Source organism: Nitrosomonas oligotropha (assembly GCF_009833085.1).
Classification (GTDB): Bacteria; Pseudomonadota; Gammaproteobacteria; order Burkholderiales; family Nitrosomonadaceae; genus Nitrosomonas; species Nitrosomonas oligotropha.
Map to the genome: position 1 here is coordinate 31354 of NZ_QRBZ01000005.1, position 25715 is coordinate 57068.

A 25715-nucleotide genomic window follows, 5' to 3' on the forward strand; every position below is an offset into this window, starting at 1 on the left:
CTGAACACCCTGACGGGCTTACGCCTTACGGGTTACTTTATCAGCACGTTTATTGGGGAGCATTTGAAGTATCATCGGGATGCGCTGTCATGATCTCTTATCATCTACTGTGAGCAATGTGTGTATTTTTATGCGGAAGTTTGTTTAAAGAAATACCAGGGACAATAACGTATTAAATTTCATTATTGACTCAATATATTTTTTATTTCAGATGTTTAATTCCTAGTTAAATGCCCATTCTATGACTACACTGCTGTGTCGCCTATGCTGGAATAGTGAGGGGTGGCGAAGACCAACCGACGAAGCATCTCGCTTGGAGAAAGGCTCATACGTCGCTGAAAATCGATTTGGCCACGAGGAGTGGTTATTCAATCATGAGTGCCTCGTAGATGGACATCGAGTGGGTTTCATCCAAGCTATCTCCAAGTCACGCAGAAAATTAGCAGGGCAAGACATAGAGATTCTACTCTATACAAAGAATCCCGATGGCCTGTGGTGCAAGGTTGGTCGAATTGCATCAGCTATTGTCCTCACTGAGACCGAGGCCACCGAGGTTGTAAAGAAACTTAGCGATGCCAACATTCTCCAGGCGATGAGCGCTGACCTCGAAAGGCTAAAGATTTCTGGAGATAAGATTAGAGATGCACTTGCCACGAACATAGTGAACATTCGCTTTTACCCAAAAGACTGCGAGGTTTTGGATCCTCCTGAACCATTTAAAGAGCAAAAGTTGTTCTCAAAAACTTATCCCCGCTATCTTTCATACAAAGTGGATAGTACTGATAAATTTCTAGAACTAATAAAACCACCCGCCGCAAGATGCGGCTCGACAAATCAGAAGAAAGTGGACCAAAGATTACGTCGTAGTGTGCCCGCGACAACCCAAGATCCAAAGCATGATCGTTTACAGAATGCTATTCATACACTTCTGAAAACAAACTTCCCGGATGTTGACTACGAAAAAAACTGGATTGATCTCTCTGTAAAGATAGAGGACATACAATTTATCTTCGAGGTTAAAGCTGCATCCTCAGTAAAAAGATGCATCCGCGAAGCCTTGGGCCAATTACTGGAATATGCTCATTACCCAAATCACAATGAGAAGCTATATCTCGTTGTTGCTGGAGATGCTGTAGCACTGCCTGATGATCGATTGTATATTTCATTCCTGCGAGAAACTTACAATCTCAAATTATACTATGCCTGTTACGATTGGAATGATCGTAAGCTTAATTTTTATCCATTAATAAATCACTTTGCCGACTCTTAAAGTACCGCATAGTAACTGAGATTCCTCGTTATTTATTTTAGATAAAACATCTCACTGTAATCTGCAATGTACTAAATACACTCTTCAAATTACTAGTTCCCTCCCTACTTGCGCTCTAGTAGATGCGAAATTAAACCCGAAAGAGATTAAAAGCTCAGAGTGAAATAATTAAATGCACCCCATAGTAGATATCGCGGCAACGCTTAACTTGCAACCGGACAACTTCATGCTGTTCGGTGAACACATGGCCAAACTGCGGTTGGGTGCTTTGCCGAAAAAAGGTACACAACCAAAAGGCAAAATCGTGCTGGTTTCGGCGATCAATCCGACGCGCACCGGCGAAGGGAAAACGACCGTTTCTATCGGATTCGCGCAAGGTCTTGCGCGTATCGGGCAGCGCGTTGCATTGGCGTTGCGCGAGCCGTCGTTGGGGCCTGTTTTCGGCATTAAAGGCGGCGGCACCGGTGGCGGACGTTGCCAGCTGGAACCGTCGACGCGCATCAATATGCATTTTACCGGCGATATGCACGCCGTCGGCGCGGCGCACAACCTGCTTGCCACGTTGCTCGATAACGCCGTTCATTTCCGCAGTGAGCTGGATCTGGAGCATCGTCAAATTTTCTGGCGCCGTGTGCTGGATATGAACGACCGTTCGCTGCGGCAAGCGGTGATCGGATTGGGTGGACGGCTCAACGGTGTGCCGCGCGAAACCGGTTTCGACATTACCGCAGCTTCCGAAGTGATGGCCATTCTCTGTCTGGCCGAAGATCTCGTCGACCTCAAAGCACGATTGGGGCGTATCCTGGTGGGATTCGATCGTTCCGGCAATCCGGTCACGGCGCAAAGCCTGCAAGCAACGGGGGCGATGGCGGCTTTGCTGCACGATGCGATACTGCCGAATCTGGTGCAAACCACCGAAGGCGCACCGGCTTTTGTGCACGGTGGCCCTTTCGGCAACATCGCGCATGGTTGCAACAGCGTGATCGCCACCAAAGTGGCGGCTGCTTGTGCCGATTGGGTGGTAACGGAAGCGGGTTTCGGTTTCGATCTGGGCGCGGAGAAATTCTTCGATCTGAAATGCCGCAGTTCCGGCTTATGGCCGAGCGCGGTGGTGTTGGTCGTCACCGCACGGGCGCTGCGGGTGCATGGCGGCGGCGATCCTTCCCGTCCCGGCAGTATCGAAGAAATCGAGCGCGGCCTGCCACATTTAGAACATCACGTACACAGTGTGCGGGCTTTCGGTTTTGAGCCGGTCATCGCCATCAATCGCTTCATTGGCGATACCGGCAACGAACTAAGCCTTATCGAACAGTACTGCGCTAAGCTTGGATTGAGTACCGCTATTTTCACCGGCTTCACCGATGGAGGTGCTGGAGCTGAAGCGTTGGCGCACGCAGTGGTCGCGATGACCAACCGGCCGCAGCCGCCCGTGCGCTATTTGTACGATTTGAACGATTCGCCCGAAGAAAAGATTGCGGCTGTTGCCAGCACTATCTATGGTGCCAGCGAAGTCGAGTTCAGCCGGACAGCCCAGAAAGATCTGGAGCGGATTCGCGCGCTGGGTTACGACCGGCTCCCGGTGTGCATCGCCAAAACCCATCTGTCGCTGAGCAGCGACCCCGCCAAAGTAGGTCACCCCGAAGCATTCCCGCTACCTGTGGAATCGGTGCGCATCGCCGCCGGTGCGGGCTATTTGCTGGTGATGACCAGCGATATCGTCACGATGCCAGGACTGCCGCACGAACCGGCCGCGCATCGCATCGATCTAAGCGACGATGGGGATATTATGGGCGTTTGAGGGTTGATTGAAAACTCCGTGGCAAGACGATGGGGAATTGTGAGTTTAATACCGGCTAACAATTACCTGCCGAATACCGGCGCAACCAAGCATCCCGTTTTATCGATTCAAAACTTCCCGTCTTGTAAAATTTCCACCAAGTGCGCCAGCGCCTGACCGCGATGGCTGATTTGATTTTTCTGTTCGGCGGTTAATTCGGCGGAGGTTTTACCGAATGCGGGCAGGAAAAAGTAGGGATCGTAGCCAAAACCGCCGCTGCCGCGCGGTTGATCGATGATTTCACCATGCCACGAACCGTCGACGATGATCGGTTGCGGATCGTCGGCATGGCGTACCAGCACAATCACGCAATAGTAATACGCGCGCCGGTCGGTTTGGTTTTGCAGCGCTGCAACTAATTTCTGGTTATTACGTTCGTCCGATTTGGGTTCTCCGGCGTAGCGTGCGGAATTCACGCCGGGAGCACCGCCCAGTGCGCTGACGCAGATACCCGAATCGTCTGCCAGCGCGGGTAATCCGGAGCAGCGGCTGGCGTGGCGGGCTTTGGCGAGAGCATTCTCCACGAATGTGATGTGCGGTTCGTCGGCTTCGCTCACGGCATATTCGGATTGCGGTACCACTTCAATGGCCAGCGGCGCGAGCAATTCGCCGATTTCGCGCAATTTGCCTTTATTGCTGCTGGCGATAACCAGTTTTTTCAGCGTGCTCATGGTTGCGTCAGCACATTGCGCTGGATGGCGATCAGTTCTTCGATGCCTTGTTGCGCCATGTCGAGCATGGTATTCAATTCGGCGCGGCTAAAGGCATTGCCTTCGGCGGTTCCCTGCACTTCGATGAGATGCAATCTGCCGGTCATGACGACGTTCATGTCGGTGTCGCACGCGGAATCTTCCACGTAATCCAAATCCAGAACCGGTGTGCCTTCATAAATGCCGACAGAAATCGCCGCAACGTGGTCGATGATCGGCGTGGCTTCGATGAGTTTCTGATCGAGCAATTTCTGGATCGCGTCGTGCAATGCGACAAAAGCACCGGTGATGCTGGCAGTGCGGGTACCGCCATCGGCTTGGATAACATCGCAATCGATTTGGATGGTGCGCTCGCCCAGTTTTTTAAGATCTACTGCGGCGCGCAAAGCGCGTCCGATGAGGCGCTGGATTTCCATGGTGCGCCCGGTTTGTTTGCCTTTCGCCGCTTCGCGTTGCATCCGGCTATGCGTCGAACCCGGCAGCATGCCGTATTCCGCAGTCAGCCAGCCCTGCCCCTGACCTTTCAGGAACGGCGGAATCTGTTCGCTGATGCTAGCGGTGCAGATGACTTTGGTGTCGCCACATTCGATCAGCACGGAGCCGTCGGCGTGCTTGATGTAATGACGGGTAATTCTAATGGGCCGGATTTGCCCGGCCGTGCGCTGATGACTTCGGGTCATGATTTATACTCTGTGCGGGAATGGAAAACTGATTAACTGGAAAAACGGTAAACCGGTTTCGGTGGAGAACCTGCGGATACGGTCAGCACTTCATAACCGTTGTCAGTCACCAGAACGGTATGCTCCCACTGCGCCGACAAACTGCCGTCCTTGGTGGTGATGGTCCAACCGTCCGGAAGGTGCCGAATCGCGGCTTTACCGGCGTTAATCATCGGTTCGATGGTAAAAATCATACCGGCTTTGAGTTCCATGCCGGTGCCGCGCCGCCCGTAATGCAGCACCTGCGGATTTTCGTGGAATTTGGCGCCGATGCCGTGTCCGCAAAATTCCCGCACCACGCTATAGCCAACACCTTCCGCCAGCTTTTGAATGGCATAGCCGATATCGCCCAGATGAGCGCCCGGTTTCACTTCATCGATACCGCGCCACATGGCTTCGTAGGTTACTTCGCACAAACGCTTGGCTTGAATCGAGGGTTCGCCGACATAAAACATGCGGCTGGTATCGCCGTGATAGCCTTCATAAATCACGGTGATATCCAGATTGACAATGTCGCCGTTCTTTAATTTTTTCGGTCCGGGAACACCATGACAGATCTGATTGTTGACCGACGTGCAAATCGATTTGGGATAAGGCGTGTGCCCGGATGGGGCATAATTCAGCGGCGCGGGAATGGTTTCTTGCACATCCACCATGTAGCGATGGCATAGCGTATCCAATTCCTCGGTGGTAATACCCGCCACCACATAGGGTGCGATGTAATCCAGGACTTCCGACGCCAACCGGCCGGCAATGCGCATTGTTTCTATTTCTTGCGGTGTTTTGATGGATACCGTCATTATTGTTTAGTTATTATTCGTGATAGAAGTGATAGCGTGGATTATTCCGCTTTACAGCAGTGCTGTCCATTATAAACGTTCACACTTGCCTTGAGCCAAACGGGTATCGTCAAATTGTTCGACCAGTTTTTGCATTTGCTCCTTCACCATGTGCGCCGGATTATGAATGACAATTTTTTTCAGCATCACGCTACGTTCTTCTATCTTAGCATTGGTGATGCCTTTTTTTTCGATCTCCCGTAACTGCTTGAGCGCATCCTGCTGATCGTAAAACATGCCGAGCGATACCGCATTCTGCCATTGATTGTCGTCTTTGACACGGAAACTGACGATACCCAGATTCCTTAACTTGTTGATCTCACGATTGGCCGCTTCTTTATTCGGATAGCGTGGAATATACAGCCAATACATCGTGGTTTGACTGGATTCCTCGGCGTCGTATATCAAACCCGGAAATAAATCGGTCAGCACGGTTTCTGCGTAGCGGATCTGCTCTTCATAAAAATCGCCCCACAGCAAACAATTTTCCTGCGCCGGAACCAGCACGATTTTTTCGGGATTGACCGAGACCGGCGCGCTCCCTTTTTGTCTGTCAAAATAAAGCTGTGTGCCAGCCAGATAGGCGATGTTAGCAATCAATAACAGCATAAAGATTATTTTCATTGAAAAATAAAATATTAAATAATGAAGACCATTTGAATTTTGTTGTTAATGCTCTTGCGCCTTGTTAAAATACGCCGTTAATTTTCAACACACCTACCAACTTTTGAATGCTCTTAAATGGGACACGAAATATGAAAATGATTAAACATATGGTAATGCTCGCAGCGCTTGCAATGGCTGCACCTCTGGCGGCTGAAGAAGCAGCTGCTGACTCCAGCGCCGCGCCTGCTGCTCCAGCCAGTGCGCAAGAAATCGCTTCCGGTGTTTGCGCCGGCTGTCACAATGCGGATGGTAACAGCGTCATCCCGATGAATCCTATCCTGGCCGGACAAAAAGCGGAGTATATCACCAAGCAACTGATGGATTTTAAAGCAAACGGAACCGAACCCGCTAAACGTAATAGCTCGGTTATGTCCTCAATGGTGGCAGCACTCACGCAGGAAGACATGAAAAAGCTGGGTGAGTACTATGCCAGCCAAAAAGCAAATCCAAGCCAAGCAGCTACCGAAGCCGATGAGAAATTAATTGCGATGGGAAAAATTCTTTATCATGGCGGCAATTTGTCGGACGAGATACCCGCTTGCGCGGGCTGTCATGGCCCTACGGGTGCAGGCATTCCGCCTCGCTATCCAGCACTTGCCGGTCAGCATGCCGAATACACCATGACACAATTAAATTTATTTAACACCGGCGATCGCGCCAATGACAACAGTGTCATGCGCAAAGTTCTTACTCGCATGAACCCGGAAGAAAAACGCGCTGTTTCAGCGTATATTGCTACTATGCGTTAAACCGGATTCAAGTCTATTGCAGTAAAAAGGCGGCATTTGCCGCCTTTTTTATTACCGCCATTCACGCGCGCAATGACGTTACCGGGTTGTGTGTTTACCAGCTCTTAAATATTTTCTCTGCTGCGGAGAACGTTTTATCCAATTCCGCGTCCCCATGCATCGACGACACAAAACCGGCTTCAAATGCTGATGGCGCAAAATAGACCCCCTCTTCCAGCATGGCATGGAAGAACCGGTTAAACGCCGCTTTGTCGCATTGCATCACTTCGGCGAAACTGGTGGGAATATCCTTACTGAAATACAGTCCGAACATACCGCCAATCGATTGCGCGCAAAAATCGATGCCATGATGCCTCGCTGCGGCGCTTAGGCCATCGACCAATTGCCGCGTCCTATCCGCTAACCGGTCATAAAAACCGGGCGCTTGAATCAATTTCAACGTAGCCAATCCAGCCGCAACCGCCACCGGATTACCGGACAACGTGCCGGCTTGATAAACCGGGCCGAGTGGCGCAAGACACTGCATAATCTCGCGGCGTCCGCCGAATGCGGCCATCGGCATGCCACCGCCGATGACTTTGCCCAAAGCCGTCAAATCGGGCTTAATCTGATACAGACCCTGCGCACAGCCTAAGCCCACACGGAATCCCGTCATCACTTCGTCGAATATCAGCACACTACCGTTTTGCGTGCACAATGTCCGCAGTTTGACGAGAAAATCCGCTTTGGGAGCGATCAGGTTCATATTGCCAGCCACCGGCTCCACAATCACCGCCGCAATTTCCTTGCCCCATTTGTTGAAGGCATCTTCCACTCCGGCGATGTCGTTGAAATCCAGAACGATGGTATGTCCCGCCGTTTCCGCCGGAACACCGGCTGAGCTCGGATTGCCGAAAGTCAATGCGCCAGAACCCGCTTTGACCAGCAAGGAATCGTCGTGACCGTGATAACAGCCTTCGAATTTAATGATCTTGCTTCTGCCCGTAAAACCACGCGCCAAGCGGATGACACTCATACCCGCTTCGGTGCCGGAACTCACCAGCCGGACTTGTTCAATGGATGGCAGCAATTGGCAAATCAATTGCGCGATGTTCAGTTCCGCTTCGGTCGGCGCGCCGAAAGTCAAACCGTTTTGCACGGCTGCCTGAACGGTCTTGACCACATCCGGATGGGCATGGCCGAGAATCAGCGGTCCCCACGACCCGACATAGTCGATATATTGCTTACCATCCGCATCCCAAAAATAAGCGCCCTCGCCGCGTTGAAAAAAGACCGGCTCGCCACCAACCGATTTAAAAGCGCGTACCGGAGAATTAACGCCGCCTGGAATATAGTGCTGGGATTGTTCAAATAACTGATGATTGCGTGATGTCATTTAGCCGCTCTTAAAAAAATTAATCGATATACTGCTGTTTAAATTACATTATGTTTTTATTTTTCTGCAAATAACTGAGTGTATTGCAGTGCTTTTGCCGTGATATTTTCCGTACCGAACAAATCATTGCAAACGGCTATCGCGTCGCATCCACTTTCGATAACCGCCGCTGCATTGATCAACCGGATACCGCCGATTCCTACAATGGGAACCGTTACTTTCTGTTTGGCATAATCAACCAGATTGGTTGAAACCGGTACTGTATCCGTTTTAGTCGCCGAAGGAAAAAATGCGCCGAAAGCCACATAATCCGAACCCGATTCTTCCGCCTGAAGCGCCAGATGCAGATTGTTATAACACGATGCGCCGACAATTTTTCCTTGCCCCAGCCGCTCGCGCGCAGCGCTAACCGGTATATCGCCCAACCCCACGTGCACCCCATCCGCATCGATTGCCGCCACCAGATCAATATGATCGTTGATGATCAAAGGAATGCCGTACGTCCTGCACAATTGCAGCAATGATTCGGCTTGTTCCTTCAGCAACATCTTATCCGCTGATTTATTGCGATATTGCACGAGCCGCGCGCCACCTTCCAACGCCTGCTGCGTTTTATTCAGCAGATCATCCGTATTGCTCAAATCCGGCGTTATTGCATACAGCCCGCTAATCCTTGAGTTTCTCAACGATTAGCTCTTTTCTTCGTGATCATGGTCGTGGTCGTCTTCGACATCTCTAGCCCAGAAAAGCCGGTTGGGGATATATTGTCCCATGCCGGGACGGAATCCTGCTTGCAGTGTGTGCCAGGTATAGTCCTGCGCTTCCAGCACGCTGTCGGTGATGGATAATCCATTGGCCAGTGAAGCGGCTATCGCCGAAGCCAGCGTGCAACCCGAACCGTGATAGGTATGCTCCAGCCTTTCCCAGTGATCCGCGCGCACAATGCCATCGGCGGCAAAGAGCGTGTTCGTCACCTGGGCGGTATTCTCGTGCGTGCCGGTGATCAACACATATTCGCATCCCATATGCAGTAATCGCTGCGCGCAAAGACTTAAATCCAGTTTGTTTTCGCTGCTGTCATTGTCCTGCTGCGCGAGATGCCTGGCTTCCAGGCTATTGGGCGTCAATATGGTGACTTGCGGCAGTAATAATTCCCGCATCGCATCGATCATCTCATCGTTCGCCAGCTCATCGCCGCGCCCGGAGGTTAATACCGGATCCATAACCAGAGGAATATGCGGATAATCGGAAATCACTTCGGCGATCGCGGCGATAATCTCAACGCTGCCCAATAAACCGATTTTGAATGCATGCACCGGCATATCTTCCAATACCGCCCGCGCCTGATCGGCAACCCATTCGGGATCAAGCGCCATGACATCATCCACGCCGGTTGTGTCTTGCACCGTAATCGCGGTCATCACCGATAACGGATGGCAGCCCATACTGGCTATGGTGAGCAGATCAGCCTGCAGACCTGCTCCGCCAGTGGGGTCATTGGCTGCAAAAGAAAGTACGATTGGGGGTGGCTGTAACATGCATTAATACCGTAAAATATCATTTTAACCTAAAAGGAAACTGCTATCTATCATGCCTACCGAAGAGAATCGTGAATTCAATCGTTACATGTGCTTAATTTGCGGCTACATCTATGATGAAGCCTTGGGATCTCCGGATGAAGGCATTGCACCAGGCACACGCTGGGAAGATGTGCCGATCAACTGGACTTGCCCGGAATGCGGTGCGCGTAAAGAAGATTTTGAGATGGTGAAAATATAAATGCGCATTTTGCATACCATGCTTCGTGTCGGCAATCTCGACAAATCACTGGCATTTTATACGCAAGTGCTCGGGATGAAGCTGCTGCGCCGCAAAGATTATCCCGACGGTAAATTCACCCTTGCTTTCGTCGGTTATCAGGACGAGGCCAGCGGCACTGTTCTGGAACTGACGCACAACTGGGATACACCGTCGTACAGCCTTGGTGATGGCTTCGGTCACATTGCCGTCGAAGTGGACGATGCTTACCAAGCCTGTGAGAATACCAGGAAAATGGGCGGCAAAGTAACCCGCGAAGCGGGTCCGATGAAGCACGGCACAACGGTGATTGCATTCATCGAAGACCCCGACGGATACAAAATCGAATTCATTCAGAAAAAACAACCCGGTCAGTAACTCCCGCGAGCTGCAATTCAACAATACCCTGCCAACAAGTTTTATCCATGCAATAAAAAAATAGCCGGTATCTTGTTGATATCCGGCAACGAACGCCGCCATTCCTTGACCGGTTTGGTCATAACCAACTCGCTGGAAAAGGTAAGATGACTCGCCACGCATAAATCCGTGCTGTCACGGCACACGCTGACCAGTTGCTCCAGCAACTTCTGGTTGCGGTACGGCGCTTCGATAAAAATCTGCGTCTGCTGCAAACTGATCGATAATTTTTCCAGCTCAACAATCCGGTTTGCCCGCGCAACGCTTTCCACCGGCAAATAGCCATGAAAGGCGAATCGCTGTCCGTTCAAACCCGACGCCATCAGCGCCAATAAAATGGCTGAAGGGCCGACCAGCGGCGTCACGACGATATTGTGTTTGTGCGCCAGACGAACCAACTCAGCGCCCGGATCGGCCACCGCCGGACATCCCGCTTCCGACAACAAACCAACATCATGCCCGGCCAGCAAGGGATCGAGCAACGCCCGCACATCTTTTGCCAGGGTATGTTCGTTCAAGGTTTGCATATGCAAATCCTGCAAGGGCAATTTGCAGTTCAGTTGCTTCAGAAACTGCCGCGCGGTTTTCGGATGCTCGACGATGAAATAGGATAATTCCTCGATACAGTGCTGCACTGCCGCAGGCAAAGCCCAATCCCTATTTTCCTGACTGATCGGGGTTGGGATTAAATACAGTTTTCCGGTCATCGGAATACCGGTGGCGTGAAAATATCAGGCATGGAATTGAACAAAAAGTCCGGTCGCGCTAATGCAATATTCTCGGCGCGCTCAGCATGAATTCCGGTATCGCGACATCGAAGTGATAACCGTCTTCCGCCGCCATCTGATAGCTTCCCTTCATCGATCCGACCGAAGTCGGAATGACCGTCCCGCTGGTATATTCAAAGCTATCGCCCGGCTTGAGCAAGGGTTGTTCACCCACGACACCGAGTCCGCGCACTTCTTGGGTGGTACCGTCGCCATTGTTGATGATCCAATGCCGGCTGATCAGCTGGGAAGCCACCGTTCCGTTATTGGCGATGGTAATGGTATAAGCGAACACATGCCTTTCCGCTTCTTCATCCGATTGATCGGGCAGGTACAGCGTGCGTACAGTAACATCGATTTCGTACTTCTTTTCTTCGGTCATCTTGCAGTCCAGGTTGTTTTTGCTTTTGCCAGTAGTTTACCAAGAAAAAGTTTAAGACGTATCGATGGGAATAATTTACGCAATAATTTTCACTCTGTTACGCGCAGCTTGTCATTTGCGGTTAAAATACCGAATTTGCTTATTTGAGAGGTTTTTTCCATGTATCGCATTGCCCCTAGTATCCTTTCCGCCAATTTTGCCAAACTTGGTCAAGAGATCACCGATGTGATCAGTTCGGGTGCGGATATTGTTCATTTTGACGTGATGGACAATCACTATGTACCGAATCTCACCATCGGTCCATTGGTTTGCGAAGCCATTCGCCCGGTTACCGATGCCATTATCGATGTGCACTTGATGGTCGAACCCGTGGATAGGATTATCCCTGACTTCGCCAAAGCCGGCGCCAATATCATTTCGTTTCACCCGGAAGCATCCAACCATATCGACCGCACCATTGGCTTGATCAAGGAACAAGGCTGCAAAGCGGGATTGGTATTTAACCCGGCCACACCGCTGCATTATCTGGATCATGTGCTCGACAAACTGGATTTGGTTCTGATCATGTCGGTCAACCCCGGTTTTGGCGGACAGAAATTCATTCCCGAAGCGCTGAACAAACTGCGCGCCGTTAGAAAACGCATCGACGCCAGTGGCCGAGACATTCTGCTGGAAATCGACGGTGGCGTGAAAGTCGACAACATTGCCGAAATCGCCCGCGCCGGCGCCGATACTTTTGTCGCCGGATCCGCTATTTATCAAGCTGGCAAAGATGCCGATCCGCATCGTTACGATTCCATCTTGGCTGCATTCCGCGCTGAATTGGCAAAAGTTTAACTCACTGAAACGGCTGTTTCCTGTATTCAAATGAACCCAAGTCTCTCTAGCAACGCAAACGCCCCGGCAAGGAAAATCGAGCTTCCGTTAGCAGTCAAAGTCATCATGATCGATCTCGATGGCACGCTGCTCGACACCGCCGAGGATCTCGCATTATCCGCGAACCTGATGTTGAAAGATCTGAATATGCCGGAGCAATCGACGGCAACGATCCGCTCGTATATCGGTAAAGGCATACAAAAGCTGGTCAAACGCACCTTGACCGGCCAGCTCGACGGCGAACCGGATGCCGCTTTGTTTGCCAAAGCGCTGCCGATTTATGAACAGCATTATGCCAACAATCTGAGCCGGAACACGCGTCCCTATCCGGGCGTGGTCGAAGGTGTGGCAGCATTACAGCAAGCGGGTTTCAGACTGGCGTGCATCACCAATAAAGCGGAAGCTTTCACGCTCCCGCTGCTGCGCGCCACCGGATTGTTCGACAAATTTGAAATCATTCTGTCTGGCGACAGCTTGCCGAAGAAAAAACCGGATCCGCTGCCGCTGACGCATATCTGCAAGCACTTCAACGCGCAACCACACGAAGCGCTGCTGATCGGCGATTCGCTCAATGACGCCATTGCCGCCCGCGCGGCAGGCTGTCACGTGTTCTGTGTAACCTACGGTTATAACGAAGGACGTAACGTGTACGAATTGGATTGCGATGCCATCGTCGAGTCGCTGGTGGATGCTTCCAAATTGATTACAAAACTGCCCTGACTGCGCACATGACCGAAGCCGAATTTGATCAGCTCGCGCAGCAAGGATACAACCGCATTCCGGTTGTGCTGGAAACTTTCGCCGATCTCGACACACCGCTATCCATCTATCTGAAGCTGGCGAACCGGCCTTATTCTTATTTGCTGGAATCGGTGCAAGGCGGCGAGCGTTTCGGCCGCTTTTCGATCATCGGCTTACCGGCCACAACGCGTATCGAAGCGCGTGAAAATTCGGTTACCACGATCAGCCCGGATTCATCGGAAACTGTTACTGTCAGCAATCCCTTGTTTTTTGTCGAATCCTATCTGGCGCAATTCAAGGCGGCACCCTGCCCAGCCGGAAAATCGCGCTTCTGCGGCGGTCTGGCAGGCTACTTTTCGTATGATACCGTGCGTTACATCGAGCACAAACTGCAGGGCCGCGCAAAACCGGATGTTCTGAATACGCCGGATATGCTGTTGCTGCTATCGGAAGAACTCGCGGTGGTGGACAACCTTTCCGGCAAGCTGTACCTGATCGTTTATGTGAACCCGGAAAATAAAAACGCTTATGCGGACGGGCAAAACCGTTTAAGAACACTGCTGGCGAAGCTGCGTCAACCGATTACGATTCCGACTGAACAAGCGGTTGCTTCCATGGCTGCCGTTCCCGAATTTCCCGAAGCGGATTTCAAAGCCGCGGTGGAACGGGCCAAACGCTACATTTACGACGGCGACATCATGCAAGTCGTGCTGTCGCAGCGCACCAGCAAGCCTTTCGGCGCATCGCCACTGGCGCTGTACCGCGCTTTGCGCAGCCTTAATCCGTCGCCGTACATGTTCTTTTATCACTTCGATGATTTCCATGTCGTCGGCGCTTCACCCGAGATTCTGGTACGTCTTGAAAACGGTAACGTGACCGTCCGCCCGATTGCAGGCACACGTCCGCGCGGCAAAAATCCGCAGGAAGATGCCGAATTGGCAGCCGATCTGTTAGCTGATCCGAAAGAAATCGCCGAACATGTCATGCTGATGGACTTAGGCCGCAACGACATTGGCCGCGTCGCGCAAACCGGAACGGTTAAGGTCACGGAAAAAATGCAAATCGAAAACTATTCGCACGTGATGCATATCGTGTCCAACGTGGAAGGTAAATTAAAACCTGAGCTCAGCGCCATCGACGTGCTGCGCGCGACTTTCCCGGCCGGGACCGTCAGCGGCGCGCCGAAAGTTCGCGCGATGGAAATCATCGACGAGCTGGAAGTCTCCAAGCGCGGCGTGTACGCCGGAGCGGTCGGCTATCTCGGCTTCAACGGTGACATGGATCTGGCCATCGCCATCCGCACCGCCGTTATCAAGGACGGCACACTGCATGTTCAGGCAGGCGCGGGAATCGTTGCCGATTCGGTGCCGCAAAGCGAATGGATTGAAACGCAGAATAAAGCCAAGGCCATTCTTCGCGCGGCGGAAATTGCCGAGAGCGGCTTGGATAGTAAGATCTGAACGGAAAATGGTGATTCCGTTCATGGCTCCATTCGAGTAGCCGTAAACGGAATCAAATCAGTACTGCTTTTTCACTTGCTTGGATTAATTTCGGATCTAACTGGCAATCAACGTCGATTCAATTTCCGCAAAGCTCTTCGCGACATTGTTGGGTGGAATGATGGTACCGAGCTGCTTTTCGATTTGCGTCCAGGAAAAAATACCGCAAATCCTCGGCGATCCGATGGTGTTTTCGTCGATCACCAAGGCATGCAACCGGCCGCTTTCGCGCAAACTGGCAACAATATTACCAACTCGGGCATGCGACACTTCTTCCAGCGGGATGGCTTCCAGCTTGTCCAATGGCGTCATCATATCCATGACCTGAATTTCGCTGTGTTTGACACCTCTTTCCTGAATAAAGCGCATCGGCTTTTCACTCAGAATGTCAGTGGCTGTGATAATGCCAGCCAGCGAATTATCGTCGTTCATGACTAACAGCGTCCGCACGCCACGCTGCATCATATAAGTATTGGCCACTTCCATCGTATTGCTTGGGGCGATAACGGCCGCTTGTATCCGGCGTAAATCGGTCATGACTTCGAGTGCGGGGGAATCAAATGCGACAAGATTCGGTGCTGCGGGCTTAGAAATCTGCACAGTGCCTGTTAAATACTGTACCGAAAGAGATTTATATTCATTCATCATTTTGTGCACTCCCTAGAGGGTTGATGGGAAACACCTGATTACAAAATAGATCATCTACTTTGAGTTGAAACTCTACGCCGAAAAGACATTTGAAGCAATAGGCCTATTTGCCGTGGGGGAAAAGCTTATTGCCGGTTATACACCCACTGCACCAGCGTATCCATGGCAGCACGGGATTGTCCGGCCTGTTCGTGATTGACAAAAAAGACCACGATGACACGCCGTCCCGACTTATCCAGCAGGTAACCGGCCAACGCACGCACATTGTTGAGCGCGCCGGTTTTCATATGCGCCAGCCCTTTCACCGGCGTATCGGTAAAACGGTTTTTCAGCGTGCCGTCCACCGCCGCTATCGGCAGTGACGAAATGAATTCCGGCATCACCGGACTGTTAAACGCGGCCAGCAGCAATTGCCCCATGTGCCGCGCGCTGATCTGTTCCTTGCGCGATAATCCGGAGCCGTTCTCCACGATCAATTCTGGAAAGTTGAGTTGTTTGCTTGCCAGCCATTGGCGGATCGCCACCTCGGATTTAGCCAGCGTCGCCGGTGAACTATTGATCACCACATCGCCGATTCCCAGCGTTAGATACAGCTGGCGCGCGGCGATATTGTTACTGAATTTATTGATGCCGCGGATAATATCCGCCAGCGGCGGGGATTGATAAATCTTCAATGGCGATAAACTCTGCGGCGTCTGCCCGGACATGACATCGCCATGAAACACACCGCCCTGCTGCCCCCATAGGCGCTTAAACAAATCTCGGGTATATACGGCACTGTCTTGCAAGCTCAACATATACGATTGCTTGCCGCATTGCCGGGAAAAACTGCCGTTCAGAGCCACGGTAAAATTATTTTTGTCTTCCTTGTCCGCAACCACGTCGATCGTCAGCAAATTCTGCCAATCACCGCATTTACCTTGCGTCAGTTTCAAATTATTCTGCACGCGCAACGATTCCGGCAAGGGATCGACCACAACGCGCACGGCATTTTTTTCCGGCTCCGGGAACAGGTGGATGGTCGATGTGCGGTAATTGATCAGTAAAGCTTCCGGCAACACGTTATAGGTGCGGTAAGGCTGTCCGTCGAACTCGCCCGGATCGTCGGCGGGAATGTCGTAATGCGAGTGATCGAGTATCAGATTGCCTTTGATCTCGTGCAACCCGGTTTGCCGCAGGCGATGAATCAACAACCAGAAATTCTCCAGATCCAGCTTGGGATCGCCGTACCCTTTAATGATCAGATCGCCATACAGTACGCCGTCAACTATCTTGCCATTGGCGTACAGCATGGTCGACCAGGTATACGCCGGCCCCAGCAATTCCAGCCCGGCGTACGTCGTCAGCAATTTCATCACCGATGCCGGGTTCATCGCGGCATCGGCATTGACCGCCACTACCGGCTGATTTTTGCCGATTTCCTGAACGTACACACCGGTTGCCGTCTCCGGAATAGCCAGTTGCTGCAACTTTTGCTTCACCGCCGCTGGCAATCCCTGCGAAAAAGCAACGCCCGGCAACGCGCCGTGCAGGATCAGCAGGCTGAGACTGAGGCAGAGATAAAAATGTGGCATCCGGCTGAATGACCGTAAGAAATTATTTCTTTCCGTTACACAAAGCAAACCCGTCATCCCAGCCCATGCGGTACTGGTCATCCTTATCATAGCGGTTCAGGTCTTTAAAAGCCCAGCTGGTTCTTTTTGCGGTTTCGCAACCGTCGATATAGCCCTGCTGCGTATTTTCCGGATAACCGGTCAGGTTGTATTTGGGTTTTGCACTTTCCGGCAGCGGGCCTGCGGGCCGTTCCGGTTTCTTACCCGGCAGCGGAAGTTGCTTATCGGACAGCGGATGCTGCTTATCGGGGATTGTGCTGCACGCGGAAATGATGACGGCTAAAAGAATGACGAAAAACGATGAACGATAACCCATGAATGTACCTTTGCTCATTACTCAATAAACTACAAAACCGATTTTAACAACTTACCCATTTCCGCCGGGTTGCGCGTGACTTTGATGCCGCACGACTCCATCACGTCGAGTTTTTCCTGCGCCGTTCCCTTGCCGCCGGAAATGATCGCACCGGCGTGTCCCATGCGCTTGCCCGGTGGCGCCGTAACACCGGCAATGAAACCGGCCACCGGTTTGCGCATGTGATCCTTGACCCAGCGCGCGCAATCCTCTTCGTCGCTGCCGCCGATTTCTCCGACCATCAGCACGGCATCGGTTTCATCGTCGTCGTTGAATAACTGCAACACATCGAGGTGTTTCAAACCATTCACTGGATCGCCACCAATACCGATGCAAGTCGACTGCCCAAGCCCGAGCGCCATCAATTGCGCCACCGCTTCGTAGGTCAACGTGCCGGAGCGCGACACCACACCGATGCGGCCTTTTTTATGGATATAACCCGGCATGATGCCGATCTTGAGCTCGTCCGGCGTGATGATCCCCGGACAATTCGGCCCGATCAGGCGGGTTTTCTTGCCCTGCATGTTGTAACGCGTGCGGATCATATCGCGTACCGGAATGCCCTCGGTGATGCAGATCACCAGATCCAGCTCGGCTTCCACCGCCTCGTCGATCGCCGCGGCGGCAAACGGCGGCGGCACATAAATCACCGACACATTGGCGCCGGTTTGTTGTTTGGCTTCCTTAACGGTAGCATAAATCGGAATGCCTTCAAAATCCTCGCCCGGTTTGCGCGGATTCACCCCCGCAACGAAGCATTCCTTGCCATTGGCATAGTCGCGGCACATTCGGGTGTGAAATTGCCCGGTTTTTCCGGTTATGCCCTGCGTCATGACGCGACTGTTGCGATTGATCAGAATAGACATAGTGTGCTCCTGAGATGATTAACTCTGACAACCGCACGAAGACGGTTTCGACTTCGCCGCGTTCACCGCTTTCTGCGCGGCATCGGCCATATCCGTCGCCGAAATGATCGGCAAACCGGAATCGGCGAGAATTTTCTTGCCAAGATCGACGTTAGTGCCTTCCAGCCGCACCACCAGCGGCACCGTCAATTGCACCTCACGTGCCGCAGCAACCACGCCCTCGGCAATCACGTCGCATTTCATGATGCCGCCGAAAATATTGACCAGAATCGCCTGCAATTTGGGATTACGCAGCATCAGCTTGAACGCCTCGGTCACTTTCTCGGTCGTCGCGCCGCCGCCGACATCGAGAAAATTCGCCGGATTGCCGCCGTATAATTTGATGATATCCATTGTCGCCATCGCCAGTCCCGCGCCGTTCACCAAACAGCCGATATTGCCATCGAGCGGGATGTACGATAATTCATATTTCGCCGCTTCGATCTCAACCGGATCTTCTTCGTCCAGATCGCGTAACGCAACGATCTCTGAGTGACGAAACAATGCGTTATCGTCAAAATTCATTTTGGCGTCGAGCGCGATCACTTGTTTTTCCGCAGTCAACGCCAGCGGATTGATCTCCAGCAACGACGCATCGGTTTCATCGAACGCCCGGTACAATCCTTGCAGCAACGACGCGGCGCCCGGCAAGCTCTGCGCCGGAATGCCCATTTTTTGCGCGATCTCCTGCGCCTGCTGCTGGCTCAATCCTGCGATGGGATCGATAAATACTTTATGAATCTTCTCCGGCGTTTCGGCGGCTACTTTTTCGATCTCCATGCCGCCCTCGGAACTCGCCATCAAACACACGCGCTGCTGACGCCGGTCGACCACCATACCGGCATAAAATTCTTTCTCAATCCGCACGCCCTGCTCGATGAAAAGGCGATGCACGATCTGCCCTTCCGCGCCGGTCTGATGCGTCACCAACCGCATGCCCAATATCTCACCGGCACGCCGCCGCAATTCGTCCAACGACCGTGCCACCTTCACCCCGCCGCCCTTACCGCGCCCGCCGGCGTAGATCTGCGCCTTCACCGCCCACACATCGCCGCCCAATTGCTTGGCCGCATTCACCGCCTCGTCGACACTGAAACACGCAATGCCTTGCGGTGTTGCAACGCCGTATTGCCGTAAAATTTCCTTGGCCTGGTATTCATGGATTTTCATGGATATCACTTCTCCTTAAGGTATCAACAACACGCCTTCACACCGGACGATTTTCAGTAGTGCCAGCAATCGGATCGATTCGATTTTGAGTGTATCCGTTGTCATAGCATCACGCCGGTTTGACGCGCTATTTGGTGAATCGGTTGTTCCCGTGTCTCCGGATCGACAATGATGACGTCGATTTTCTGATCACCGAGCTGCATTTGCAATTGACTCGTCAACCGGCATGCGGTTGAAACGCGATCGGCCAGTTTCTGTTCCGTTTCAATCAGTAAATCGATATCTCCACCCTTCTCATCCAACCCCGCCCTGGAGCCAAAAATGCGAATACGCGCACCGTCTCCCAGCAAACGAAACACCGTCGCACGGATGATCTCGATTTCCCTGGCCGATAATCTGACTCTGGAATCGGTGTTACAGCGATGAGAATCGTCAGGATCGAGTTGCATCATTCATCAGAAACCGTGAGCTTGATAGTTAATTTAATCCGTCAAATAAAAAACCGCCGAAAGTGAGCGGAGAATATAACCGGAAGCTATTGAGCCTGCCGCGGCAGTCACTCAATTGCATTTCACCAGTGTTCTAAGCTCGTCAGGGCAGATAACCAGTAGATCATTTCAATAGGTTGAAATACCGCATTTACCATTACAGCAAGTTTAAATTTTGATTTGTTACATACCGGATAATGTAAGCAGACACCCAAGGGTGCCACACATGATGCACTTAGCAAGGTTTCATACGCCGCAACACCAGAAGTACTTGATTTTCTTCTTCCGTGCGTTTTTCTGCGTTTATACCAACTCTCTATTTATCCTATTGCTTAATATGATCAAAGTAAAGAAGCATCTGATTCGTACAGTCAGTTCAGACATATGAGCAGCAAAAAATCGTGGCTGTCAACATCATACCAAGCACAAATTTGCTGATGCATGCCTTTCTGTCTGTGTCACCGTGAGCATACGCGTTTTCATTGACGGTTAAAACCGCGCGTTACTCATGAATTGATGCAATCCATAAATCAACGCAACAAGCGCATCGTATATCCACTTCCACCGTATTGAAAATCCAGCTTAAACTGCGGCGCATTTATTTGACGGCATGCGGCTGTGGTTTTTATCACTGACTGAACCAACAAAAAATCATATCTTTTGACATCTGCTTTAATTTTGCCGGTTTTATGCAAAACCGGTTCAGCAACGCAATGACCCACCCCGTTTGAGGAGATTTATGATGAAAGTAAAAACACTAGCAGCAGCGATTCTGGGTTTGACCCTATCGATGGTTATCACGCACACGCAGGCATCGCACGCGGACGGCACCAACACTTCGGAGCTGGTGCACAACGCCGATCTGATTTTTGAAGGCACGGTCGTTAACGTCGAATACCGCACCTCGGATGTTCTGAAAGCGGACGATGTGGCCATGCCGCATACCTATGTCACTTACGAGATCACCAAAAACTTCAAAGGCCGCTCCAGTGAAGATAAATTGATCACGCTACGCTTCCGCGGCGGGCCTGACGATGCCGGCAATACCCTGATTATTCCGGGTGTACCGTTATTCCAAGCGGGCGATCAGGACATCGTATTCGTGCGCGGCAACGGCGTGGAAATTTCGCCGGTGGTCGGCGGTAATTTTGGCCGTTTCCGTATCAGCAAAGACGCCGTGCATTCGGATGCCTGGCAAGAAATCTGGTTGCTGAGCAACGGCCAGCTCGACCAAGGCAAATTTAATGAAGAAAAGAAAAGCGTGACCCACCGCATCGGTGTCCACGAGTTTACCTTTGAAACCGAAAACAAAGTGGAATGGACTCCTCCAGCCGATGCTAAAAAGCTGACGCCGGTGCAGTTCCGTAAATTCCTGGGCGACAGCGTGAATCAGCACTATACCCCGCAAGCGCTCAGCACGCTCAAAGCAGCCAGAAGCGTTCCGGTTCATGAACGATTCTCCATTGGAAAAGCAAAACCGCTGGCCGCACCGGCTGTGACACCGGTTGTCCACAAGCTTGATCCCGAAGCAATACGCCCGGAAGAAATGACGATCCGCAAACATTAAAACGCATTTCCGCACGGCATCTGAACACTGCATTCACAGCATGAACCAACGATTAGGAGACTTATCATGAACGCATCGCGATTCAACCAATTACTTGCCGCGCTGTTTCTGGCAACCATGACTCAACAGGCATCCGCTTACACCACGATCAAATGCGGCGGCAGCTCAACCAAATGGAGCGGCAACAATTACACCGTTCGCGCATCAACCGTCGGCTTTCCCGTAGGCCCGTGGCGGGATGCTCTATCTTCCGTGGTTTCACACTGGAACGGCAATCCTAGCAATTTAAGCTTTGGCGTGGTTTGGAATGAACCCGCCGTTGCCGCCAACAACAATGAAAACGAAGCCTGGTGGGAAGCCAATAACGGTCCGAACATCGGCACCTATCCGGCAGTTACTTATGTATGGTTTAAAGGCGATTGCACGCTGAAAGAAGCGGATGTCATATTCAATAACAGCGTGGCTTTTCACTATACCACCAGCAAAACCAGCCTCTGGCCTTACGGCGGCGCGAACCGGCCATTCCAAACCACCGCTATGCACGAATTCGGCCATGCCGCCGGATTGGCGCATACCGCCAATACCTATAACATCATGGGATCCGATTGGACGCATATCCACGCCAACGGTGCGACCGCAACCGCTTACAGCGGCGAGGATGCCAACAATGGATTGGTAGCGGTGTACGGCCTGTGGACAGGCGGTCCGGAAGACCTCGGCGTGGTGCATTGGAAACATACCGGCAGCAGCGGCGAATACAGCACGCATGGCCGCACTCGCATTCTCGATACATCGAATATCGAATTGGCAAAAGTGGCTGGCACGGCTGAGCCCGTGTATCGCGTCAACAAAGGGCAAACCATCAAGCTCGAGTTGACCTATGAAAACCTTGGCAAAACCAGTCCATTGGCCGCCAAGGTGGGCTATTACCTGTCGAGCAATGACATCATCAGCGTGGCCGACCGGTTCCTGGGTGAAGGCAATGTCACTTTATACCGGGGCTTTCCGGACACCACATTCAATACCTCTCTGGTCATTCCAACCGATCTGGTCAGCGGCCAAATCTATTGGGTCGGCGCCATCATCGATTACAACAATGCCTATAGCGAACGCAGCGAAGCCAATAACGCCACGTACATTGGCATTCGCGTGAATTAATTCACAACGTATTCAGTTGCATTGCAAAAAGCTTCTTCGCTCACACCAAGACACGTGAGCGAAGAAGCTTCCGATTCTGAAAGCAATTATCCCCAAGCGGCCTGTTGCAGCACGACGCGGTAACCATCGGGATCGGCAAAAGTCCGGCCATGATATCGCCAGTAAGGATTAAACGGCGGCACCTCGGTAAAACCCGCATCCAGCATGCGCTGACAGGCTTCCTGCCAATCCTTCAGCTCCGGCAGATAAAAAACCAGCAAATCTTCCGGTGTCGGCGCTGGATTAACGGGATGCGTGCGGCAGTAAGTAAATTCCAAGTGATGATCTAGCCCCTTCTTACCCAGCATCACGCCATCGAATCCTTCGTGATCCTCAAAACGGCCGATTTCTTCAAGACCCAAGCCATGACGATAGAGCGTTACCGATTGTTCCAGATTGCTGACGGGGCGGGCAATGCGTAAATGAAGCGGCATTCTGATTTCAGTGTGCATAGGATAAATTCAGATTTTTTAGCCTAAAATCATAGTGAATGTACTACTCCAACGCTTCAATATCCAACCTCACACCATACCCCGGTTTTTTATCATCCGTTTCGCCATGCTTCGTCAAAACCGATCTACACGTCGTGATTTGATCTTCTAGTTCCTTTTCCCTGAGTTTATGGCGGAAACTGTGTGCTTGCTGGCGGCTGAAGTGGCCGATGGTATGGTTGTGGATTTCAACGCGCACGACGTCGGTATCGAAGGGATTGCTCGCGTCGGGGATCAGCTCGACTTTGAAGTCATGCGATTGCGAGGCCGTGGCGGTTTCAAAACGAATACTATTTTCCTGCACCAGCTGCTCGATTACCTTCTGATACGGCTCTGCTGACACGGCGCAGGCAAATTGACCCGGTTCCGGCCAGGCATAATGACTCTGCGCTGGTTTGGCATGCGATGGTGCGTTCTTTTTCACATCGGATGCGGCGATTTTGTCCCGGTTGAAATAGAGAATAACCGCGGAAATGAGCGCTACCGGCAGGATATGCGATTTATCGCTTCCGGCGCCGACGATGAGCCCGAAAAATAGCGACAGTACCAGAATCGACAGAATGCTGATTCCCGGTTTCCGGTCAGGCGAAGAATCGGGCCTTTCTTCCATCAACTTATTGTTGCAACGCTTGTTCGATGGCGGTGATCACTGCCGGATCGGAAGGCTTGGTGTGCGGCGTGAAATGCGCGATCAGCTTGCCGTCGCGCCCGATCAGATATTTCTGGAAATTCCAGGTTGGATAGGTGCCGGATAATTCCGCCAGTTGCACATAGAATGGATGCGCGTGGCCTTTTTTCACCGGCGTTTTCTCGAACATCGGGAATTTGACATCGTAAGTCAGGCGGCAGAAATCCTGAATTTCCGTTTCGGTGCCGGGCTCCTGGCCCATGAAGTCATTGGACGGAAAGCCCAGCACGACAAGCCCCTTTTGTTCATATTTCTCGTACAGCTGCTCCAAGCCTTCGTACTGCGGCGTGTAACCGCATTTACTGGCGGTGTTGACGACGAGCAATACCTTGCCAGAGTAGCTTTCACATAAATTCACCGTATCGGTCCCCGCCAGTTTGCGGAAACTCTGATCCAACAGTGAACTGTTGCAGGCGGCATAAACGGGGTTCATCAAAAAAGTAGTGAGTAAAACGAGCAAAATGCGCATGGTGATCTCCTCAATCATTGTTGGCTGCATCGGAACGGATAGCAAAGTTTATTCTATCTTACTTCGCGCATTAGAAACTGATTTGGGTGCGGAAAGAAAAAACCGACAGATGATCGGTGCGCGCCGCGGTGCCTATGCCGGCATTACCGCGCATGGCTTCGGTCAGGTAGTAGTTGAACATGAAGCGGGTGTTCGGATACGGGTACCAATTCAAACCCAGCGTAATGACCTGAACCTGGCATTTTGACGTGCCGCTGCGGCACGGATTGGCGCTGAGACTTTGACTGAAATTTTCCGCCAGATCGTAACGCCCGGCCAATTCCAGCGCACCCCATTTGCCGTTCGGCTGCGGTTTGCCGAAAGCGCCGCGGTCTTTTCTATACACGGCATGCTCCCCGGTGATAAACCAGCTTGCCTGCGCGTAGAACGCTTGGACAGTGGAATCTTTATTGCTGCCGTTTACCTGATGCGTGTTATCGAGCCGTGTGATGGCGTATTCGCTTTGCAGCGTAAACGGTCCGGCGGAATACGCCGCTTCCGCTGCAAAAGTCGATTGGCTGTTGTGACCCGGCGCGCCCGGGCTGGCTCCGGCAATGCCCAGCGATTGGCTGATACCCTGGCGTCCGCCATAAATATCGACAGCACGGGCTTGCAACGAGTCTTTGTTGGCGGTGTCCCGGCTGGCGGAAAGCCCGAGATGCACAATATGGCCTTCCTTATCGACCGGCAGCCACACCGCCCGCCCGCCGTAGCTGATGCCTTCCACCGGCAAACCGAAATGCGACAGGCTCATGACATAAACACCGAAACCCAGATTATCCTTGACCATCCCGCGATAACCGATGCCGCTTAAAAATTGCCGCCCGCCGTAGATGCCGGTGGACGATGTGGATGGACGTTCCATAAGGGTGATCTCGTTGGAACTGGTGATTTCCTCCAATCCCCGGTACGGCTTGAACTGCCCGACGGTCAGTTGCCCGGGGCCAAGTTTGGCGGCTACCCAAGCTTCGCGCAGACTATGCGGAAAAGCCGTGGTTGCATTGACTGCAAAGTCATTCTCGAATTTAAAACTGACGCCGTAAATTTTGCCCGTGATGGTGGCGTAGGTTCTGCGCCAATTGAATCCGTCGCGGTCATTGCCGCTCAACAGCTGGCTGCCAAAGGCGGGATAATTTGCACTGGGCTGATCCGGATAGAGTGAGTGTACGTCGAGGTGGGCACGGCCGTTCAGGCCGATTTCGAAATTACCGTCGTCGCTCTTGATCCTGGGGCCGCCCTTGTAGGTGAAGTTAACCGCATAGCACGACGCAATGCCAAAATGGGTTAGTGCCACGAGATTACAGAGCTTGATCGCGCCTTTCAGGCGTTGTTTACATACCAGCACACCCACCCCACCCTTGTATGAACGAAGTGCGTTCGATTATATCTCAACCCAAAATGAGTGCATGACATTGTCGATTGTCATTTGGCCCGGCGTTGT

29 protein-coding genes are annotated in these 25715 nt (G+C 52.0%); 10 read left to right on the forward strand and 19 right to left on the reverse strand.

Going from position 1 to position 25715, the window contains the following annotated elements; all coding sequences use genetic code 11:
- The first annotated feature begins 400 nt into the window (after positions 1 to 400).
- Together ABD07_RS02335 and ABD07_RS02340 are read left to right on the forward strand one after the other, a co-directional pair.
- Positions 401 to 1270 carry a hypothetical protein gene (locus ABD07_RS02335; RefSeq protein WP_160816954.1) on the forward strand — a complete coding sequence of 290 codons (870 nt, stop codon included), beginning with the start codon at positions 401 to 403 and terminating at the stop codon, positions 1268 to 1270.
- A 172-nt stretch (positions 1271 to 1442) separates the two neighbouring features.
- On the forward strand, positions 1443 to 3068 hold the full coding sequence (locus tag ABD07_RS02340) for a formate--tetrahydrofolate ligase (RefSeq protein WP_160816955.1): 1626 nt from the start codon (positions 1443 to 1445) through the stop codon (positions 3066 to 3068).
- Between the two features lie 107 nt (positions 3069 to 3175).
- On the opposite strand, the gene rdgB is transcribed toward ABD07_RS02340, so the two are convergent.
- The 4 genes from rdgB to ABD07_RS02360 all read right to left on the reverse strand — a co-directional run bounded on the left by rdgB (position 3176) and on the right by ABD07_RS02360 (position 5984).
- Entirely contained in the window at positions 3176 to 3778 is a 603-nt protein-coding gene (gene rdgB, locus ABD07_RS02345) for an RdgB/HAM1 family non-canonical purine NTP pyrophosphatase (protein ID WP_160816956.1), read from the reverse strand.
- Positions 3775 to 4497 (reverse strand): ribonuclease PH, encoded by a 723-nt coding sequence (gene rph, locus ABD07_RS02350; protein ID WP_160816957.1) that lies wholly within the window; start codon positions 4495 to 4497, stop codon positions 3775 to 3777. The genes rdgB and rph overlap by 4 nt, the downstream gene beginning before the upstream one ends.
- 32 nt (positions 4498 to 4529) lie before the next feature.
- Positions 4530 to 5336 carry a type I methionyl aminopeptidase gene (map, locus tag ABD07_RS02355; protein ID WP_160816958.1) on the reverse strand — a complete coding sequence of 269 codons (807 nt, stop codon included), beginning with the start codon at positions 5334 to 5336 and terminating at the stop codon, positions 4530 to 4532.
- Between the two features lie 69 nt (positions 5337 to 5405).
- Positions 5406 to 5984, reverse strand: coding sequence for an SPOR domain-containing protein (locus ABD07_RS02360; protein WP_240142379.1), 579 nt, complete (start codon positions 5982 to 5984; stop codon positions 5406 to 5408).
- Between the two features lie 152 nt (positions 5985 to 6136).
- On the opposite strand from ABD07_RS02360, the gene ABD07_RS02365 reads away from it, so the two are divergent.
- A complete protein-coding gene (locus ABD07_RS02365; RefSeq protein ID WP_240142380.1) occupies positions 6137 to 6790 on the forward strand; it encodes a c-type cytochrome in 654 nt (217 codons plus the stop codon).
- 94 nt (positions 6791 to 6884) lie between these two features.
- Here ABD07_RS02365 and hemL read toward each other — a convergent pair whose 3' ends face one another.
- From hemL to thiD, 3 genes are read right to left on the reverse strand one after another with little or no spacing between them, the layout of a single operon-like run.
- Complete coding sequence (gene hemL / locus ABD07_RS02370) at positions 6885 to 8165, reverse strand: glutamate-1-semialdehyde 2,1-aminomutase (protein WP_108699057.1); 1281 nt, start codon at positions 8163 to 8165, stop codon at positions 6885 to 6887.
- A gap of 56 nt (positions 8166 to 8221) precedes the next feature.
- Positions 8222 to 8851, reverse strand: coding sequence for a thiamine phosphate synthase (gene thiE / locus ABD07_RS02375; RefSeq protein WP_160816959.1), 630 nt, complete (start codon positions 8849 to 8851; stop codon positions 8222 to 8224).
- Between the two features lie 3 nt (positions 8852 to 8854).
- The gene (thiD, locus tag ABD07_RS02380) at positions 8855 to 9703 is read right to left on the reverse strand and encodes a bifunctional hydroxymethylpyrimidine kinase/phosphomethylpyrimidine kinase (protein ID WP_160816960.1); all 849 of its coding nucleotides are present in this window, start codon (positions 9701 to 9703) and stop codon (positions 8855 to 8857) included.
- 52 nt (positions 9704 to 9755) lie between these two features.
- On the opposite strand from thiD, the gene ABD07_RS02385 reads away from it, so the two are divergent.
- Positions 9756 to 9944 (forward strand): rubredoxin, encoded by a 189-nt coding sequence (locus ABD07_RS02385; protein ID WP_090320551.1) that lies wholly within the window; start codon positions 9756 to 9758, stop codon positions 9942 to 9944.
- Positions 9945 to 10340: a lactoylglutathione lyase gene (gloA, locus tag ABD07_RS02390; RefSeq protein ID WP_108699060.1), complete on the forward strand. Its 396-nt coding sequence runs from the start codon at positions 9945 to 9947 to the stop codon at positions 10338 to 10340.
- Between the two features lie 41 nt (positions 10341 to 10381).
- Here the strand turns inward: gloA and ABD07_RS02395 are convergent, their stop codons facing one another.
- Both ABD07_RS02395 and apaG read right to left on the reverse strand, forming a co-directional pair.
- Complete coding sequence (locus ABD07_RS02395; RefSeq protein ID WP_160816961.1) at positions 10382 to 11086, reverse strand: SAM-dependent methyltransferase; 705 nt, start codon at positions 11084 to 11086, stop codon at positions 10382 to 10384.
- A gap of 58 nt (positions 11087 to 11144) precedes the next feature.
- A complete protein-coding gene (gene apaG, locus ABD07_RS02400) occupies positions 11145 to 11528 on the reverse strand; it encodes a Co2+/Mg2+ efflux protein ApaG (protein ID WP_108699062.1) in 384 nt (127 codons plus the stop codon).
- 159 nt (positions 11529 to 11687) lie between these two features.
- Between apaG and rpe the strand changes: the two genes are divergently transcribed.
- From rpe to trpE, 3 genes are read left to right on the forward strand one after another with little or no spacing between them, the layout of a single operon-like run.
- A complete protein-coding gene (rpe, locus tag ABD07_RS02405) occupies positions 11688 to 12365 on the forward strand; it encodes a ribulose-phosphate 3-epimerase (RefSeq protein ID WP_160816962.1) in 678 nt (225 codons plus the stop codon).
- A gap of 30 nt (positions 12366 to 12395) precedes the next feature.
- Complete coding sequence (locus ABD07_RS02410) at positions 12396 to 13124, forward strand: phosphoglycolate phosphatase (RefSeq protein ID WP_160816963.1); 729 nt, start codon at positions 12396 to 12398, stop codon at positions 13122 to 13124.
- Between the two features lie 8 nt (positions 13125 to 13132).
- Complete coding sequence (gene trpE, locus ABD07_RS02415; protein WP_193566051.1) at positions 13133 to 14605, forward strand: anthranilate synthase component I; 1473 nt, start codon at positions 13133 to 13135, stop codon at positions 14603 to 14605.
- A gap of 96 nt (positions 14606 to 14701) precedes the next feature.
- Here the strand turns inward: trpE and ABD07_RS02420 are convergent, their stop codons facing one another.
- The 6 genes from ABD07_RS02420 to ABD07_RS02445 form a co-directional block, all read right to left on the reverse strand.
- Complete coding sequence (locus ABD07_RS02420; protein WP_160816964.1) at positions 14702 to 15292, reverse strand: CBS domain-containing protein; 591 nt, start codon at positions 15290 to 15292, stop codon at positions 14702 to 14704.
- Positions 15293 to 15417: 125 nt separating this feature from the next.
- Positions 15418 to 16866: a D-alanyl-D-alanine carboxypeptidase/D-alanyl-D-alanine endopeptidase gene (gene dacB / locus ABD07_RS02425; RefSeq protein ID WP_160816965.1), complete on the reverse strand. Its 1449-nt coding sequence runs from the start codon at positions 16864 to 16866 to the stop codon at positions 15418 to 15420.
- A gap of 22 nt (positions 16867 to 16888) precedes the next feature.
- Positions 16889 to 17239, reverse strand: a complete 351-nt coding sequence (locus tag ABD07_RS02430) for a hypothetical protein (RefSeq protein ID WP_240142381.1) — start codon at positions 17237 to 17239, stop codon at positions 16889 to 16891.
- Between the two features lie 11 nt (positions 17240 to 17250).
- On the reverse strand, positions 17251 to 18126 hold the full coding sequence (gene sucD, locus ABD07_RS02435) for a succinate--CoA ligase subunit alpha (RefSeq protein WP_160816966.1): 876 nt from the start codon (positions 18124 to 18126) through the stop codon (positions 17251 to 17253).
- 18 nt (positions 18127 to 18144) lie between these two features.
- Positions 18145 to 19335 carry an ADP-forming succinate--CoA ligase subunit beta gene (gene sucC, locus ABD07_RS02440; RefSeq protein WP_160816967.1) on the reverse strand — a complete coding sequence of 397 codons (1191 nt, stop codon included), beginning with the start codon at positions 19333 to 19335 and terminating at the stop codon, positions 18145 to 18147.
- Positions 19336 to 19436: 101 nt separating this feature from the next.
- Positions 19437 to 19787, reverse strand: a complete 351-nt coding sequence (locus ABD07_RS02445; RefSeq protein WP_205010648.1) for a nucleotidyltransferase domain-containing protein — start codon at positions 19785 to 19787, stop codon at positions 19437 to 19439.
- 775 nt (positions 19788 to 20562) lie between these two features.
- Here ABD07_RS02445 and ABD07_RS02450 point away from each other — a divergent pair.
- Both ABD07_RS02450 and ABD07_RS02455 read left to right on the forward strand, forming a co-directional pair.
- Positions 20563 to 21390, forward strand: a complete 828-nt coding sequence (locus ABD07_RS02450) for a hypothetical protein (RefSeq protein ID WP_160816968.1) — start codon at positions 20563 to 20565, stop codon at positions 21388 to 21390.
- A 66-nt stretch (positions 21391 to 21456) separates the two neighbouring features.
- Positions 21457 to 22548: a zinc metalloprotease gene (locus ABD07_RS02455; protein WP_160816969.1), complete on the forward strand. Its 1092-nt coding sequence runs from the start codon at positions 21457 to 21459 to the stop codon at positions 22546 to 22548.
- Between the two features lie 86 nt (positions 22549 to 22634).
- Here ABD07_RS02455 and ABD07_RS02460 read toward each other — a convergent pair whose 3' ends face one another.
- The 4 genes from ABD07_RS02460 to ABD07_RS02475 all read right to left on the reverse strand — a co-directional run bounded on the left by ABD07_RS02460 (position 22635) and on the right by ABD07_RS02475 (position 25619).
- Positions 22635 to 23021 carry a VOC family protein gene (locus ABD07_RS02460; protein ID WP_160816970.1) on the reverse strand — a complete coding sequence of 129 codons (387 nt, stop codon included), beginning with the start codon at positions 23019 to 23021 and terminating at the stop codon, positions 22635 to 22637.
- Positions 23022 to 23082: 61 nt separating this feature from the next.
- Complete coding sequence (locus ABD07_RS02465; protein ID WP_160816971.1) at positions 23083 to 23688, reverse strand: hypothetical protein; 606 nt, start codon at positions 23686 to 23688, stop codon at positions 23083 to 23085.
- A gap of 4 nt (positions 23689 to 23692) precedes the next feature.
- A complete protein-coding gene (locus ABD07_RS02470; RefSeq protein ID WP_160816972.1) occupies positions 23693 to 24235 on the reverse strand; it encodes a glutathione peroxidase in 543 nt (180 codons plus the stop codon).
- A gap of 70 nt (positions 24236 to 24305) precedes the next feature.
- Positions 24306 to 25619, reverse strand: coding sequence for an OprO/OprP family phosphate-selective porin (locus ABD07_RS02475; RefSeq protein WP_338040470.1), 1314 nt, complete (start codon positions 25617 to 25619; stop codon positions 24306 to 24308).
- Between the last annotated feature and the right edge of the window lie 96 nt (positions 25620 to 25715).